Raw genomic sequence first — 12,725 nt, 5'->3', positions numbered from 1 at the left:
CGCCGGCCATGACGATGATCGGCAGGCGGACAGTGCTGGTGGGGGGCGGGGCCGGACTGGGGCTGGTCGTGGCCTGGGGGCTGTGGCCACGCGACTATGCGCCGGGGCTGACCGTGGGGCCGGACGAGCGGGCGTTCGGCGCATGGCTGAAGATCGGGCGAGACGGGCATGTCACGGTCGCGGTGCCGCAGGCCGAGCATGGGCAGGGCGTCTACACCACCTTGCCGCAGATCGTGGCGGACGAACTGGGCGCGGACTGGCGCACCGTGGCGGTGACGCCGGCGCCGGTGCATCCGCTTTATGCCAATCCGCTCGGGCTGGACGAATTGTTCGAGCATGGGTTCGACGCGGTGCCGGCATCCTGGCGGGGCGAGTGGGCGACGCGGAATGCGGCGATGGTGACGGCGGCGTCCTCGTCCGTGCGGGTGTTCGAGGGGCCGGCGCGGGAGGCGGCGGCGGCGGCGCGCGCGCTGTTGATCCAGGCGGCGGCGCGGCGCTGGGACGCGGACTGGGCGGATTGTTCGACCGAGGCGGGGTTCGTCACCCATGCGGGCAAGCGGCTGCGCTTTGCCGAGCTGGTGGACGATGCCGTGCGCGAGACGGTGCCCGACCCCCTGCCGATCGGGGTGCAGGGCGCGGGCGCGCTGATGGGCAAGGCGGTGCCGCGACTGGATGCGCCGTCGAAGGTGGACGGGTCGGCCAACTTCACCGCGGACATCCGCCTGCCCGACATGGTGCATGTCGCGGTGCGCCAGGGACCGATCGGCAGCCGGCTGGTCGGCATCGACCGGGCGGCGGCGCGTCGAGTGCCGGGTGTGGTCGAGGTGATCGAGACGGACGACTGGGTCGCGGTGGCGGCGGCGACGTGGTGGACCGCGACGCGCGCGCTGGATGCCAGCCATCCGCGCTTCGCCGGCGAAGGGCCGGCGCCCTCCACCGCGTCGATCGCAGCGGCGCTGGACGCGGCGTTGAAGGACGATGGCCGATCGGTGGCGGCGGTCGGCGATATCGAGGCGGGGCTGTCGGCGGGGCAGGCGGTGCGTGCCACCTACCGCGTGGCGCCGATGGTGCATGGCGGGATCGAGACGCCGGGCGCGGTGGCCGCGTACCGGGACGACCGGCTGGAGATATGGGCGCAGACCCAGGCGCCGGCGCGGGCGCGCGCGGTGGCGGCCGCGGCGGCGGACCTGCCCGAATCGCGCGTGACGGTGCATGCGATGATGATCGGCGGATCGTTCGGCGCGGCGCTGGAGCATGATGCAGTGGCGCAGGCGGCGCGGATCGCGATGCAGCTGAAGCGCCCGGTGAACCTGATGTGGTCGCGCGGCGAGGCGTTGTTGCATGATTATTACCGCGCGCCGGCGGTGGCCGCGATGAGCGCGCGGCTGGGGGCGAACGGCGCGGTGCTGGGCTGGCAGGCCAAGATCGCGGCGCCGGCGACGGGCGGGGCGCTGGCGGAACGGCTGGTGCCGGGCCTGCCGCGGCGGATGCTGCGCGAAACCTATGCGACGGGCGGGGCGGTGCCGCCCTACCGGGTGGCGGCGCTGGCGGTCGACCACCACCGCGCCAATATCGGCGTGCCGACCGGGCATGTGCGGGGCGGGGCGCATGGGGCCAATTGTTTCTTCAACGAATGCTTCGTCGACGAACTGGCGCGGGCGGCGGGGGTGGAGCCACTGTCCTTTCGCATCGGGATGCTGGGGGGCGAGCCGCGGCTGGCGCGCTGCCTGTCCACCGCGGCGTCGCTGGGCGGATGGGAAGGCGGCGTGCCGGACAGCGGGCAAGGCATTGCCGCCCATGGCTTTCGCGGCAGCTATATCGCGGTGATGGCCGAGGCGCGGATGGGGCCGGGCGGGCGGCCAGTGGTGGAGCGGCTGGTCGCGGCGGTGGATTGCGGGCGGATGGTCAATCCGGACGTTGTGCGCCAGCAGATCGAGGGCGGGCTGATCTTCGGACTGGCGAGCGCGATCGGCGCGGCGACGGGCTTTGCCGGCGGGCTGGCGACGGCGCGCGGGTTCGACCGGCTGGTGCTGCCCCGCCTTGCCGACACGCCCGACATCACCGTCGAGTTCGTCGCATCGGACGAGCCGCCGGGCGGGGTGGGCGAGCTGGCGGTGCCGCCGGTCGCGCCCGCCATCGCCAACGCATTGTACGCATCGGGCGGCTTCCGCATTCGCACATTGCCATTACATGGGGCGCCATGAACCTTCCCGCCGGGCACCCCGCCATTCCTTCGCCCAAGATCGGCGTGCTGCTGATCAACCTGGGCACGCCCGATGCGGCGGACCCACCGGCGGTGAAACGCTATCTGGGCGAGTTCCTGTCGGACAAGCGCGTGGTGGAGCTGCCGGCGATCGCGTGGCAGCCGATCCTGCGCGGCATCATCCTGACCACGCGACCGAAAAAATCCGCCCATGCCTATCAACAGGTATGGCGCGAGGACGGGTCGCCGCTGGCGGCGATCACCAGGGCGCAGTCCAAAGGCTTGCAGGGTGCGTTCGGCGAGGGCGTGATGGTCGACTGGGCGATGCGCTATGGCCGGCCGGCGATCGGCGACCGGATCCAGGCGATGAAGGAGGCGGGGGTGGAGCGCATCCTGCTGGCGCCGCTCTATCCGCAATATTGCGCAGCGACCACCGCCACCGCCAACGACAAGGCGTTCGCGCATTTGGCGAAGATGCGCTGGCAACCGGCGATACGCACGCTGCCGCCCTATTATGACGATCCCCTTTATATCGATGCGCTGAAGACCAGTCTGGAGGCCGGGCTGGCGGCGCTGGATTTCGCGCCGGATGCGATCCTGGCGAGCTTTCACGGCATGCCGCAGCGGACGCTGGAGCTGGGCGACCCCTATCATTGCCATTGCCGCAAGACGGCGCGGTTGCTGAGCGAAGCGATGCAGGAAACCCTGGGGGGACGCGAGCTGATCGTGACCTTCCAGTCGCGCTTCGGGCGGGCCAAGTGGCTGGAGCCGGCGACCGACACGGTGCTGGAGGCGTTGCCGGCCAAGGGCGTGAGGAAGGTCGCGATCCTGGCGCCGGGATTCTCCGCCGACTGCCTGGAAACGCTGGAAGAACTGGCGATCCGCGGGCGCGAGAGTTTCGAGGGCGCAGGGGGCAAGCACTTCGCCTATCTGCCCTGCCTGAACGATAGCGAGACGGGGCTGGCGATGCTGCGCGCGCTGCTGTCGCGCGAGTTGCAAGGCTGGGTTCCGTAAGGGAAAACCCGAAAGCCCCATTGCGGTGCGATCTTCGCACCCGTAGCATCGATCACGTCAAACCAAGGGAGAGGCTGATGGCACGAGTAGCGATCGTAACCGGTGGAACGCGCGGAATCGGCGAGGCGATCAGCCTTGCCCTGAAGGATGCCGGCATCACCGTTGCCGCCAATTATGCCGGCAATGACGAGCGGGCCCAGGCCTTTACCGAGCGGACGGGGATCAAGGCGTACAAGTGGGACGTCGCCGATTATGACGCATGCCAGGCGGGTGTCGCCAAGGTGGCCGAGGAACTGGGGCCGGTGGACATCATCGTCAACAATGCCGGCATCACCCGCGACGGCACCATCCTGAAGATGACCTACCAGATGTGGAAGGAGGTCATGGACACCAATCTCGGCGGTTGCTTCAACATGGCCAAGGCGGCGTTTCCGGGCATGCGCGAGCGCAAATGGGGCCGCATCGTCAACATCGGTTCGATCAACGGGCAGGCGGGCCAATATGGCCAGGTGAACTATGCCGCCGCCAAGTCGGGCATCCACGGCTTCACCAAGGCGCTGGCACAGGAAGGTGCGCGCGCGGGCGTGACGGTGAACGCGATCGCGCCGGGCTATATCGACACCGACATGGTGGCGGCGGTGCCCGCCGACGTGCTGGACAAGATCGTCGCCAAGATTCCCGTCGGCCGGCTGGGCCAGGCGAGCGAGATCGCGCGCGGTGTGGCGTTCCTGTGTTCGGACGAGGCCGGCTTCGTGACGGGATCGACGCTGTCGATCAACGGCGGGCAGCATATGTATTGATTTAGAACCCTCTCCCCCGCGGGGGAGAGGGTTCTAAGAACAGGAAAGCCGGCCCCTGGTACATGGGGGCCGGCTTTCATCCTCGATACACTACGCGAGGAATTCGTGCTGCCGATCAGCGGCAGAAATTGGGGCGGTCGGACCGGTCGATCGCGCGGCCGGCAAGAGCGCCGGCACCTGCACCCAGGATCGTGCCGAGAGCACGGTCGCCGCGGGTGTCGACGGTGCGGCCGAGCAGGCCACCGGCGATCGCGCCGATGATGGTGCCGCCGTCGCCGTCCTTGCAGGGGTTGCGACCACGATCCCGATAGCCGCGATCGTCGCGCCAGCCGCGATCGTTGCGGTAGCCACGATCGTAGCGGCCGCGATCCCGATAGCCGTCGCGATTGTAGCCGCGGTCGTAGCGGTCGCCATAATAGCCGTAGCGCTGTGCCTCTGCGGGGGCGGCGGCGACCAGCGAGCCGGCGGTCATCGCCAGTGCGGCACCAGCAAGCGACAGGCTCTTGATAAGCGGAACCTTGAACATCGTCTTCACTCCCGTTTCGTCTTCGCGGCGGCGGGATTTCCGTCGTCGTTGTCACGCTTATGGGTGATTCGCATTGAGCGATCCCTGAATGCGGTCGTTATCCTTCATTCAGGATGAAGCTGGCGGTATCGCAGCGCAGCACAGCCGTTATGACGCGGAGGTGATGCGTATTTTCCTGGCCCTGCTGCTCGTCCTCATCGTCGTTCCCGGCTGGTCGGGGGAGGAGCGGCTGGCGCTGCTGAACGACCGCGCGCAGATGACGGCGACGCCCGTGGCGCTCGATCCGCGCGATCCGGGGGTGAGGCGGGTCGGCGCGCTGACCTATCTGGGCGGGATCCGCCTCAGCAGTCGCGATCCGGCCTTTGGCGGCTTTTCGGCGATGACGCTGGTGGGGGACCGCTTCACGCTGCTCAGCGATGGCGGCAACGTCGTGCGGTTCCGGATGGGGGCGGACTGGCGGCCCTATGGCCTGCACTTCTCCTATCTGCCGGCCGGGCCCGGCACCGGATGGGAGAAGCGCGACCGCGACAGCGAATCGATGGCGATGGATCCGGCGACGGGCCGGATCTGGGTGGGATTCGAGCGGGCGAACCAGTTCTGGCGCTATGCCCCGGACTTCAAGGCGGCAGAGGGGCGGGTCGCGCCGGCGGCGATGAAGCGCTGGCCGGAGAATGGCGGACCCGAATCGCTGGCGCGGATGCCCGATGGCCGCTTCGTGACGATCAGCGAGGAGGCCAAGGTGCCCAAGCCCCATTGGCGGGGACCGGAGGCACTGCGCCTGCATTCGCGCATCGGGCTGATCTTTGCCGGCGATCCGCTGGCGGGGCGGGCGCGGCGCTTCGGCTATATGGTGGCACCGCACTATGACGTGGCGGATGCGGTCGCGCTGCCCGATGGCGACCTGCTGGTGCTGGAACGGTCGTTCGCGCTGCCGTTCCGATTCGGCAACCGGATCGTGCGGGTGGCGGCGCGCGACGTGGCGCCTGGCCGGGTGGCGCGGGGGCGGCTGCTGGCGACGCTGGCGGCCCCGCTGATCCACGACAATTTCGAGGGGATGGCGGTGGCCCGGGAGGGCGGGCGGACGATCCTGTGGCTGGTGTCCGACGACAACCAGTTTCCGCTGCAACGCTCGCTGTTGCTGAAATTCGCGTTGGATGGGTAGGCGCTTGGCCTGGACGACTAGCCTGGGCGACCCTGCGCAAACGCCGAAAGCCCGCCGCTCGGGGTGAGCGGCGGGCCTTTGGACGCGATCGTCGCGAAGCGTTTAGGCTGCTTCGGTCTCGGCCGGGACGGCGCGCTTCTTCACCACGTCGCGCTTCAGGCGACGGGCGCGCAGGCTCAGCTTGTCGTCCGAGGTCTTGACGAGCCAGTTGTCGAGGCCGCCATTATGCTCGACCGAACGCAGGCCGTGCGTGGACACGCGCAGACGCACGCTCTTTTCGAGCGAGTCGGAAATCAACGTGACGTTCTGCAGGTTGGGCAGAAAGGTACGCTTGGTCTTGTTATTGGCGTGGGAAACGTTGTTGCCCACCTGCCGGCCCTTGCCGGTCAGCTCGCAAATGCGCGACATGATCGTTATCCTGGTTTCAGGCAATTGCCCGGAAAGGCCGCGCGGATAGCCTGTATGTCGGAGGTCGTCAACCGATTCACCGGTTGCCGGGTGCAACTCGCAGAGCGGCGCGGCGTTAGTTACGCTGCCGCACCATTCGGAGCCAGGACCTCATGCGTACGCTTCTTGCCCTTATCGCCATCGTCGTTCTTCTTGTCGCGGTGGCGATGAGCCTGGGTTGGGTCAGCATCGACCAGACGCGCCCCGGCGTGGTGCAGGCGCCGCAGTTCCGGGCCGAGGGGCCGAAGGTTTCGGTCGGCACGCAGACCAAGACGGTGGAAGTGCCGACTTTGTCGGTTGAAAAGCCGAGCGAGCAGCCCGCCAACGCGCAATAAGTTGCGGGCGCGCGGCCACGCGGGCAGGGGGCAGGTATGTTCGCCACCCCCGATCCGATGCGCGCGGCGCTGGAGGCCGCAGGCGCCGCGGCCGCAGCCGGCGAAGTGCCGGTGGGTGCCGCGCTGGTCCATCAGGGGCGGGTGATCGCGGTCGCGGGCAATGCGCCGCGACGATTGTGCGACCCGACCGCCCATGCCGAGATGCGGGTGATTCGCGAGGGCGCGACGCTGCTCGGGCGCGAGCGGCTGGAGGATTGCGACCTGTGGGTGACGCTGGAGCCGTGCGCGATGTGCGCGGGCGCGATCGCCCATGCGCGGATCGCGCGGCTCTATTATGCGGCGGCGGACCCCAAGGGCGGGGCGGTGGAGCATGGTGCGCGGGTGTTCGCGCAGGCAACCTGCCATCACCGGCCGGACATATATGCGGGGATCGCCGAGCGCGAGGCGGGGGCGATGTTGCGGGAATTCTTTCTGGCGCGGCGGGGATGATCGCCATCGGGGTGCGCCTGGGGTAGCCCGTTGATCCGAAACGCCTCTCCCCCGAGGGGGAGAGGGCTGTTTCGTGAGCAATTAGCGCAGGTCGCCTTCGCGGATGGGTACGATCTTGATCTCGACGCGGCGGTTGGCGGCGCGGCCGGCATCGGTGTCGTTCGATTCGATCGGCTGCGTCTTGCCGAAGCCGCGGGTGCCGATGCGGGCGCGCTGCACGCCGCGGCTGGCGAGGTAATCGGCGACGGAGACGGCGCGGCGCTCCGACAGCGTCTGGTTGTACGCATCGCTGCCGGTCGAATCGGTGTGGCCGTACACGTCAATATAGGTCTGGTTATATTGCGACAGCGTGCTGGCGACCTGGTCCAGCGTGCGCTGGAACTGCGGCTGCACATTGGCCGAATCATAGGCGAAGGTGATGCCCGAGGGGATGTTGAGCAGCAGATCGTCGCCCTGGCGGACGACCTGCACGTCGGTGCCCGCGGTCCGCTCGCGCAGCTCGCGCTCCTGCTTGTCCATATAGGCGCCGATGCCGGCCCCCGCGAGGCCGCCGATGCCGGCGCCCAGGATCTTTTCGGTGCGGTCGCGGCGGCCGCCGACGAGATCGCCGAGCAGATAGCCGCCGACCGCGCCGCCCAGGCCGCCGATCGCAGCCTTGGAAATGCGACGTTCGCCGGTGACGGGATCGGTGGTGCAGCCGGCGGTGGCGACGAGTGCGGCCAGCGCGGCGGCGGTGGCGAACCTGGCGGATTTCAGCATGACGATTGTCCCTTTTTGCTGTCCCGATAACTCGGGCTGCTGATCCTTGTTCCGGATGCGAACTGAACGGTTGGTGACGGTTTGGCGACGAGGGCGCCATTTCGGCGATGCGCGCGAAGCCCAACAAGAAGCATTGTGGAAGGGGCGGCGTTGCGGTTAAGGACGATGCATTCCAATGGCACCGCTGCCCCCCTTCCCCTGGATCGACGTCGTCATCATCCTGCTGCTCGTGGGACTGAACGGCGTGTTCGCGATGAGCGAGCTGGCGATCGTCTCGGCGCGCAAGGCGCGGCTGGAGGCGATGGCGCGTACCGGGCGTAAAGGTGCGCAGGCGGCGATGCTGCTCGCCGCCGATCCGGGCAAGTTCCTGTCCACCGTACAGATCGGCATCACGCTGATCGGGATCGTCGCGGGCGCCTATTCGGGGTCGAGCCTGGGCGGGCCGGTGGGCGCGCGGCTGCAATTGCTGGGCCTGTCGGCGTCGACCGCGGCGTCGGTCGGCTTCGCATTGGTGATCGGGTTGACCACCTATGCCTCGCTGATCGTGGGCGAACTGGTGCCCAAGCAGTTCGCGCTGCGCAAGCCCGAGCCGATCGCGGCGCTGGTCGCGCTGCCGATGCGCTGGCTGGCGGTCGTCACGGCGCCGATCGTCTGGCTGCTCGATTCGACCAGCGGCGTCGTCTTTCGCCTGCTGGGCCTGAACCGCGAGGCGGAGGACCAGGTGACGGCGGAGGAACTGCACCTGATCGTCGCCGAGGCGTCCAAGTCCGGCGTGATCGAGGAGCATGAACGCTCGATCATCTCGGGCGTGGTGCGGCTGGCGGACCGGCCGGTGCGCGAGGTGATGACCCCCCGGACCGAGATCGACTGGCTGGACTGCACGCTGGATGCCGAGGGGATTCGCGCCAAGCTGCTCGATACGCCGCGCACGCGCCTGCCGGTGGGCGAAGGATCGATCGATTCGGTGATCGGCGTGGTGCAGGCGCGCGACATCGCGATGGCGCTGTTCCGCGGCGAGGCGCTCGACCTGAAGCGGCTGATGCGCAAGGCGCCGGTCGTGATCGACCGGATCGACGCGATGGATGCGCTGATCGCGCTGCGCCAGGCCGAGGTGCCGATGGCGCTGATCCATGACGAATACGGGCATTTCGAGGGGATCGTGACCCCGGCCGACCTGCTGGCGGCGATCGCGGGCGAGTTCGCCTCGGACGCGGAGCCGGGCGAGGCGCCCTCGGTCGTGGTGCGCGACGACGGGTCGCTGCTGGTGGCGGGCACGATGGCGGCGGATGCGCTGGCCGACCGGCTGGGCATCGACCTGCCCGACGACCGGGACTATGCCACCGTGGCGGGGCTGGCGCTGGCCGCGTTCCGCCACCTGCCGGGCGAAGGCGAAAGCTTCGTCGAGCAGGGATGGCGGTTCGAGGTGGTCGATCTGGACGGACGCCGGATCGACAAGCTGCTGGTCAGCGAGGAAGGCTGAAGCGACCGCGCTATTTCACGCGGGCGGCGCTGGTGATCTGCACCGGCTTGGCGAGCATCTCGCCCTTGAAGGGGCCGGCATTGGGATCGGTCGCGGTGTCGAGGATGCGGGCGATCACCTCCTTGCCCTCCACCACCTGGCCGAAGGCGGCATAGCCGAGATTGTCGCCGGGCTTCGTCGGATCGGCATCGAGCGAAGGCTGGTCGCCGACCATGATGGTGAAATCGCCACGCGCCGAGCCGGGGGCGAGACGGGCGATCGAGATGGTGCCGTCGAGATGCTTCAAGCCCGTCTGGGTGGTGGGTTCGTGCTTGATCGGCGGGAGGATGCGCTTGGGCTCGTTGCGGATGCCGAACTGGACGAAGCCGAAACCGGGGGCGACCTTGACCGAGCGGTAGAAGTTGGTGCCGTTCAGCCGCTTTCCATCGACATAGCGCAGGAAATTGGCGGTGGTGATCGGCGCCTGGGCGCGGGCGAGTTCGATGACGATGCGCCCGGCGGTGGTTTCGATCGCGACGCGGGTGGGCGCGGGCGCGGGTGCGGCGGCAGGTGTCGATGCCCCCTGGGGAACACCGGCGAGCAGCAGCGCGAAAAGGGGGGAAAGCATCGGAACGGTCCTTCGAGGCAGACAGGGATCGGCGCCAGTGTCTCACCGGAAGGGGCGGGGCGCCATCCCCAATGGGCTTCACCCGGCCGAGGGGTGATTATCATATCGGATCAGATATTTGGGCCGAAGGAGGCATAGTCGGATGCCGCCCTGTTCGACGCCGCCGCCGGGCGGCATCGTGGCGGCCGTCCCTTGCCACCAGCGCCCGAGGTAGGATGCGGCTGTTTCCCACGCGTGCCCCTCGCCTGCATCCGCAACGCCATACGGTGCGCAACACGCAGTCGGCTCCGCTGGAGGTACTCGTCGAGTATCTGCCCGACCGCTATGTGCTGCATCCCGGCGACGAAATGGTGATCGAGGCGCAGTCGCCGGACCGCGATGGCGGGTTCCTGGTGGTGGCCTATCCCGGCGGGCTGCAGGTGCATCCCGATTGGGGACTGGCAACCGGGGTCTGGATCAACGGGCGAATCGGGGTGACCGATTGGACGACGCCGGGGCCGAACGCCGTGGTGCGGCGGCACGAGCCGGTGGTGCGCCCGAGGATCCAGCGTGCGCGCGCGGCGGAAAAGCCGCGGCGCCCTTATTCGATCACGGTGCGCATCCGGGGATCATAGCCGGCCGAACGCGGCCTCGAACCCGGCACGGTCGCCCGCGGCGAGAAGGCGCGCCTGTTCGCGCCAGCGGTCGCGCTGCATGCGGCCGGCAAAGGGGCCGAGCTGCGCGTCGAGGGCAGCGGCCTGTGCGTCGTCCAGCGCGGCGATCTGGCCGACGGTGGTGATGCCCAGTTCGCCCAGACGCTGCTGGATCTTGGGACCAAGCCCCTTGAGCAGGCCGATCGGCTGATCCTGGGGCGCGGTGGCCGGGGGCGGGGTGGGGGCATCCGCCGCGATCGAGGCGGGGGTGGCGTCCATCGGCGCGGCGGCGGCCACCGGCTCGTCGGCGAGCGGGCGTTCGGGAAGCGGCTCGTCGACGGTGGGGGTGGGGGCGGGTGCGGCCGGAGGCGGGACAGGAACCGGCCTTGGCGCCGCGACAGGAGCGGGTGCCGGAACAGGAGCCGGAGCCGGAGCCGGAGCCGGAGCCGGGCTTGCAGCCGCAACAGGAGTTGGGGCTGCAACGGGAGCCGGAGCCGGAGCCGGAGCCGGAGCCGGTGCGGAAGCCGTCGGCTCCTCCGGCGGGGCCGTATCGGGCTCGATCATCGGCACGCCGGCCTGCTCGGCATTGCGCTCGACGGTGCGTTCCGCGTGCTTGCGGATGCGCTTGCGGCGGACGCCGATCAGGATGATCGCGATGGCAAAGGCGGCAACGAGTGCGATGAACACGAAGTGCATCGTCGTGATCGTGGCGACGCCGTCCGGGATCAGGCTGGCGCCGGGTGCGGCGGCGGTGGTTTCGTTCATGCGACCCGTTCTAGCTGGGGGGTGGATACACCGCGAGCGTTATTCGCCCGCGGCCGACCCAGCGTCATGAAGCCCCGCCGCGCGCGTGAGTTCCACGAATTCCTGCCGCCACGGCCCCCGGGCGTCGCCGGCGAGGCGGCGGATATCGCTCCAGGTGAAGCGGGCAAGCAGGGGATCGCCGCGCAGCTTCTGCCCAAAGGCGGCGACCGCGGTGACGAACGCCATGTCGCCGCGAGGCGCGGTGGCGGTACGCAGCTGTGCGGCGGGAATGGCGCGCGCGATTTCACGCGAGGTGGTACCATCCGGCAGCTTGTAGCGCAGCTTCACATAGGCGCATTCGGTGCCGCCGGTGGTCTTCGCCAGCGGGCGATTGGCGGGGTAGCGGCGTGCATCGCTCCACCCCTTGGCGTCCACCGGTACGACCTCGTACAGGGCGGTGACCTGATGGCCGGCGCCGATATCGCCGGCATCGACCGCGTCGTTGGTGAAATCCGCCTCAGCCAGCGCGCGATTCTCATAGCCGATCAGGCGGTACTGGCGAACCGCGGCGGGGTTGAACTCGACCTGGACCTTTACGTCCTTGGCAATGGTGACGAGGGTGGCGGACAGCTCGTCGTCCAGTACTTTGCGGGCCTCCATCGCGCTGTCGATATAGGCATAGTTGCCGTTGCCGATATCGGCGATGCGCTCCATCATCGCCTCGTTGTAGTTGCCGCGGCCGAAGCCCAGCGTGGTGAGGGTGATGCCGTCGTCGCGGTTGCGTTTGACCAGTTGTTCCAGCGCCGTGTTGTCGCTGATGCCGACGTTGAAGTCGCCGTCGGTCGCCAGCAGGATGCGGTTGATGCCGCCCTTCACGAAATGCTGGCGCGCGGTGGCATAGGCCAGCGCGATGCCCTCGCCACCCGCGGTCGAGCCGCCGGCGTCGAGGCAGGTAAGGGCGGCCCTAATCGCGTTCGGATCGGCGGTGGGGTCGAGGACGATGCCGGCGGCGCCCGCATAGACGACGATCGAGACGCGGTCGCGCGGGGTCAGCCGACCGGCGAGCATGGTCAGTGCCGATTTCACCAGGGGCAGCTTGTCCGGCTGGCCCATCGAGCCCGATACATCGACCAGAAAGACGAGGTTGGCCGGCGGGCGCCGGTCGGTTGCGACGTCATAGCCGCGCAGGCCGATGCGGATCAGGCGGGTGTCGGGGTTCCACGGCGTGACCGCGACATCGGTGGAGACGCCGAACGGTTCGGCAGCGCTGCGCGGACGGGGATAGTCGTAGCGGAAATAGTTGATCATCTCCTCGGTCCGGACCGCCTCTGCGGGGACCGGCTGGCCTTCGCGCAGGAAGCGGCGGACATTGGCATAGCTGCCGGTGTCGACATCGACCGAGAAGGTGGAAACGGGGTTGGTGGTGACGTCCTGTACCGCGGCGACCGGCTGGCCGGCATAGCGTTCGGTGTTTTCGGGGGTGCCGTAGGGCGAGATTGCCGTACCCGGCACACCGGCGATCGCCTG

Annotated in this window: 14 protein-coding genes; 8 read left to right on the top strand and 6 right to left on the bottom strand. The window is 69.0% G+C overall.

Features of this window, described 5'->3' with window-relative positions:
• Positions 1-8 precede the first annotated feature (8 nt).
• The 3 genes from OXR08_RS03380 (at position 9) to phbB (ending at position 4,017) form a co-directional block, all read left to right on the top strand.
• Positions 9-2,204, top strand: a complete 2,196-nt coding sequence (locus tag OXR08_RS03380; protein WP_267347646.1) for a molybdopterin cofactor-binding domain-containing protein — start codon at positions 9-11, stop codon at positions 2,202-2,204.
• Positions 2,201-3,217 carry a ferrochelatase gene (hemH, locus tag OXR08_RS03375; protein WP_267347644.1) on the top strand — a complete coding sequence of 339 codons (1,017 nt, stop codon included), beginning with the start codon at positions 2,201-2,203 and terminating at the stop codon, positions 3,215-3,217. The genes OXR08_RS03380 and hemH overlap by 4 nt, the downstream gene beginning before the upstream one ends.
• A gap of 77 nt (positions 3,218-3,294) precedes the next feature.
• Positions 3,295-4,017, top strand: coding sequence for an acetoacetyl-CoA reductase (gene phbB, locus OXR08_RS03370; protein WP_112381633.1), 723 nt, complete (start codon positions 3,295-3,297; stop codon positions 4,015-4,017).
• A gap of 115 nt (positions 4,018-4,132) precedes the next feature.
• On the opposite strand, the gene OXR08_RS03365 is transcribed toward phbB, so the two are convergent.
• The gene (locus tag OXR08_RS03365) at positions 4,133-4,543 is read right to left on the bottom strand and encodes a glycine zipper 2TM domain-containing protein (protein WP_112381818.1); all 411 of its coding nucleotides are present in this window, start codon (positions 4,541-4,543) and stop codon (positions 4,133-4,135) included.
• A gap of 163 nt (positions 4,544-4,706) precedes the next feature.
• Here OXR08_RS03365 and OXR08_RS03360 point away from each other — a divergent pair, with 163 nt between their 5' ends.
• Entirely contained in the window at positions 4,707-5,705 is a 999-nt protein-coding gene (locus OXR08_RS03360; RefSeq protein WP_267347849.1) for an esterase-like activity of phytase family protein, read from the top strand.
• A 102-nt stretch (positions 5,706-5,807) separates the two neighbouring features.
• Here the strand turns inward: OXR08_RS03360 and rpmB are convergent, their stop codons facing one another.
• Complete coding sequence (rpmB, locus tag OXR08_RS03355; protein WP_112381632.1) at positions 5,808-6,113, bottom strand: 50S ribosomal protein L28; 306 nt, start codon at positions 6,111-6,113, stop codon at positions 5,808-5,810.
• A 152-nt stretch (positions 6,114-6,265) separates the two neighbouring features.
• On the opposite strand from rpmB, the gene OXR08_RS03350 reads away from it, so the two are divergent.
• Positions 6,266-6,487: a hypothetical protein gene (locus tag OXR08_RS03350; protein WP_112381631.1), complete on the top strand. Its 222-nt coding sequence runs from the start codon at positions 6,266-6,268 to the stop codon at positions 6,485-6,487.
• Positions 6,488-6,544: 57 nt separating this feature from the next.
• The gene (locus tag OXR08_RS03345; protein ID WP_267347846.1) at positions 6,545-6,976 is read left to right on the top strand and encodes a nucleoside deaminase; all 432 of its coding nucleotides are present in this window, start codon (positions 6,545-6,547) and stop codon (positions 6,974-6,976) included.
• An 81-nt stretch (positions 6,977-7,057) separates the two neighbouring features.
• On the opposite strand, the gene OXR08_RS03340 is transcribed toward OXR08_RS03345, so the two are convergent.
• Positions 7,058-7,735: an OmpA family protein gene (locus OXR08_RS03340; protein ID WP_112381630.1), complete on the bottom strand. Its 678-nt coding sequence runs from the start codon at positions 7,733-7,735 to the stop codon at positions 7,058-7,060.
• Between the two features lie 175 nt (positions 7,736-7,910).
• Between OXR08_RS03340 and OXR08_RS03335 the strand changes: the two genes are divergently transcribed.
• Complete coding sequence (locus OXR08_RS03335; RefSeq protein ID WP_149681292.1) at positions 7,911-9,215, top strand: hemolysin family protein; 1,305 nt, start codon at positions 7,911-7,913, stop codon at positions 9,213-9,215.
• 10 nt (positions 9,216-9,225) lie between these two features.
• On the opposite strand, the gene OXR08_RS03330 is transcribed toward OXR08_RS03335, so the two are convergent.
• Positions 9,226-9,822: a peptidylprolyl isomerase gene (locus tag OXR08_RS03330; RefSeq protein ID WP_267347636.1), complete on the bottom strand. Its 597-nt coding sequence runs from the start codon at positions 9,820-9,822 to the stop codon at positions 9,226-9,228.
• A 266-nt stretch (positions 9,823-10,088) separates the two neighbouring features.
• On the opposite strand from OXR08_RS03330, the gene OXR08_RS03325 reads away from it, so the two are divergent.
• Positions 10,089-10,436 (top strand): hypothetical protein, encoded by a 348-nt coding sequence (locus OXR08_RS03325; RefSeq protein WP_267347634.1) that lies wholly within the window; start codon positions 10,089-10,091, stop codon positions 10,434-10,436.
• On the opposite strand, the gene OXR08_RS03320 is transcribed toward OXR08_RS03325, so the two are convergent.
• Together OXR08_RS03320 and OXR08_RS03315 are read right to left on the bottom strand one after the other, a co-directional pair.
• Complete coding sequence (locus OXR08_RS03320) at positions 10,431-11,219, bottom strand: hypothetical protein (RefSeq protein WP_267347632.1); 789 nt, start codon at positions 11,217-11,219, stop codon at positions 10,431-10,433. The genes OXR08_RS03325 and OXR08_RS03320 overlap by 6 nt on opposite strands.
• Before the next feature lie 39 nt (positions 11,220-11,258).
• Complete coding sequence (locus OXR08_RS03315; protein WP_267347844.1) at positions 11,259-12,719, bottom strand: VWA domain-containing protein; 1,461 nt, start codon at positions 12,717-12,719, stop codon at positions 11,259-11,261.
• Between the last annotated feature and the right edge of the window lie 6 nt (positions 12,720-12,725).

The organism is Sphingomonas sp. GM_Shp_2 (assembly GCF_026540875.1).
GTDB lineage: Bacteria > Pseudomonadota > Alphaproteobacteria > Sphingomonadales > Sphingomonadaceae > Sphingomonas > Sphingomonas carotinifaciens.
Note: the sequence above shows the minus strand (reverse complement) of the source record. Positions and strands in the feature narration are given on the sequence as shown.

Coding starts and splice junctions, on each gene's coding strand:
- OXR08_RS03380 (WP_267347646.1), top strand. CDS start 9: ATGACGATGATCGGCAGGCGGACAGTGCTGGTGGGGGGCGGGGCCGGA.
- hemH (WP_267347644.1), top strand. CDS start 2,201: ATGAACCTTCCCGCCGGGCACCCCGCCATTCCTTCGCCCAAGATCGGC.
- phbB (WP_112381633.1), top strand. CDS start 3,295: ATGGCACGAGTAGCGATCGTAACCGGTGGAACGCGCGGAATCGGCGAG.
- OXR08_RS03365 (WP_112381818.1), bottom strand. CDS start 4,543: ATGTTCAAGGTTCCGCTTATCAAGAGCCTGTCGCTTGCTGGTGCCGCA.
- OXR08_RS03360 (WP_267347849.1), top strand. CDS start 4,707: ATGCGTATTTTCCTGGCCCTGCTGCTCGTCCTCATCGTCGTTCCCGGC.
- rpmB (WP_112381632.1), bottom strand. CDS start 6,113: ATGTCGCGCATTTGCGAGCTGACCGGCAAGGGCCGGCAGGTGGGCAAC.
- OXR08_RS03350 (WP_112381631.1), top strand. CDS start 6,266: ATGCGTACGCTTCTTGCCCTTATCGCCATCGTCGTTCTTCTTGTCGCG.
- OXR08_RS03345 (WP_267347846.1), top strand. CDS start 6,545: ATGCGCGCGGCGCTGGAGGCCGCAGGCGCCGCGGCCGCAGCCGGCGAA.
- OXR08_RS03340 (WP_112381630.1), bottom strand. CDS start 7,735: ATGCTGAAATCCGCCAGGTTCGCCACCGCCGCCGCGCTGGCCGCACTC.
- OXR08_RS03335 (WP_149681292.1), top strand. CDS start 7,911: ATGGCACCGCTGCCCCCCTTCCCCTGGATCGACGTCGTCATCATCCTG.
- OXR08_RS03330 (WP_267347636.1), bottom strand. CDS start 9,822: ATGCTTTCCCCCCTTTTCGCGCTGCTGCTCGCCGGTGTTCCCCAGGGG.
- OXR08_RS03320 (WP_267347632.1), bottom strand. CDS start 11,219: ATGAACGAAACCACCGCCGCCGCACCCGGCGCCAGCCTGATCCCGGAC.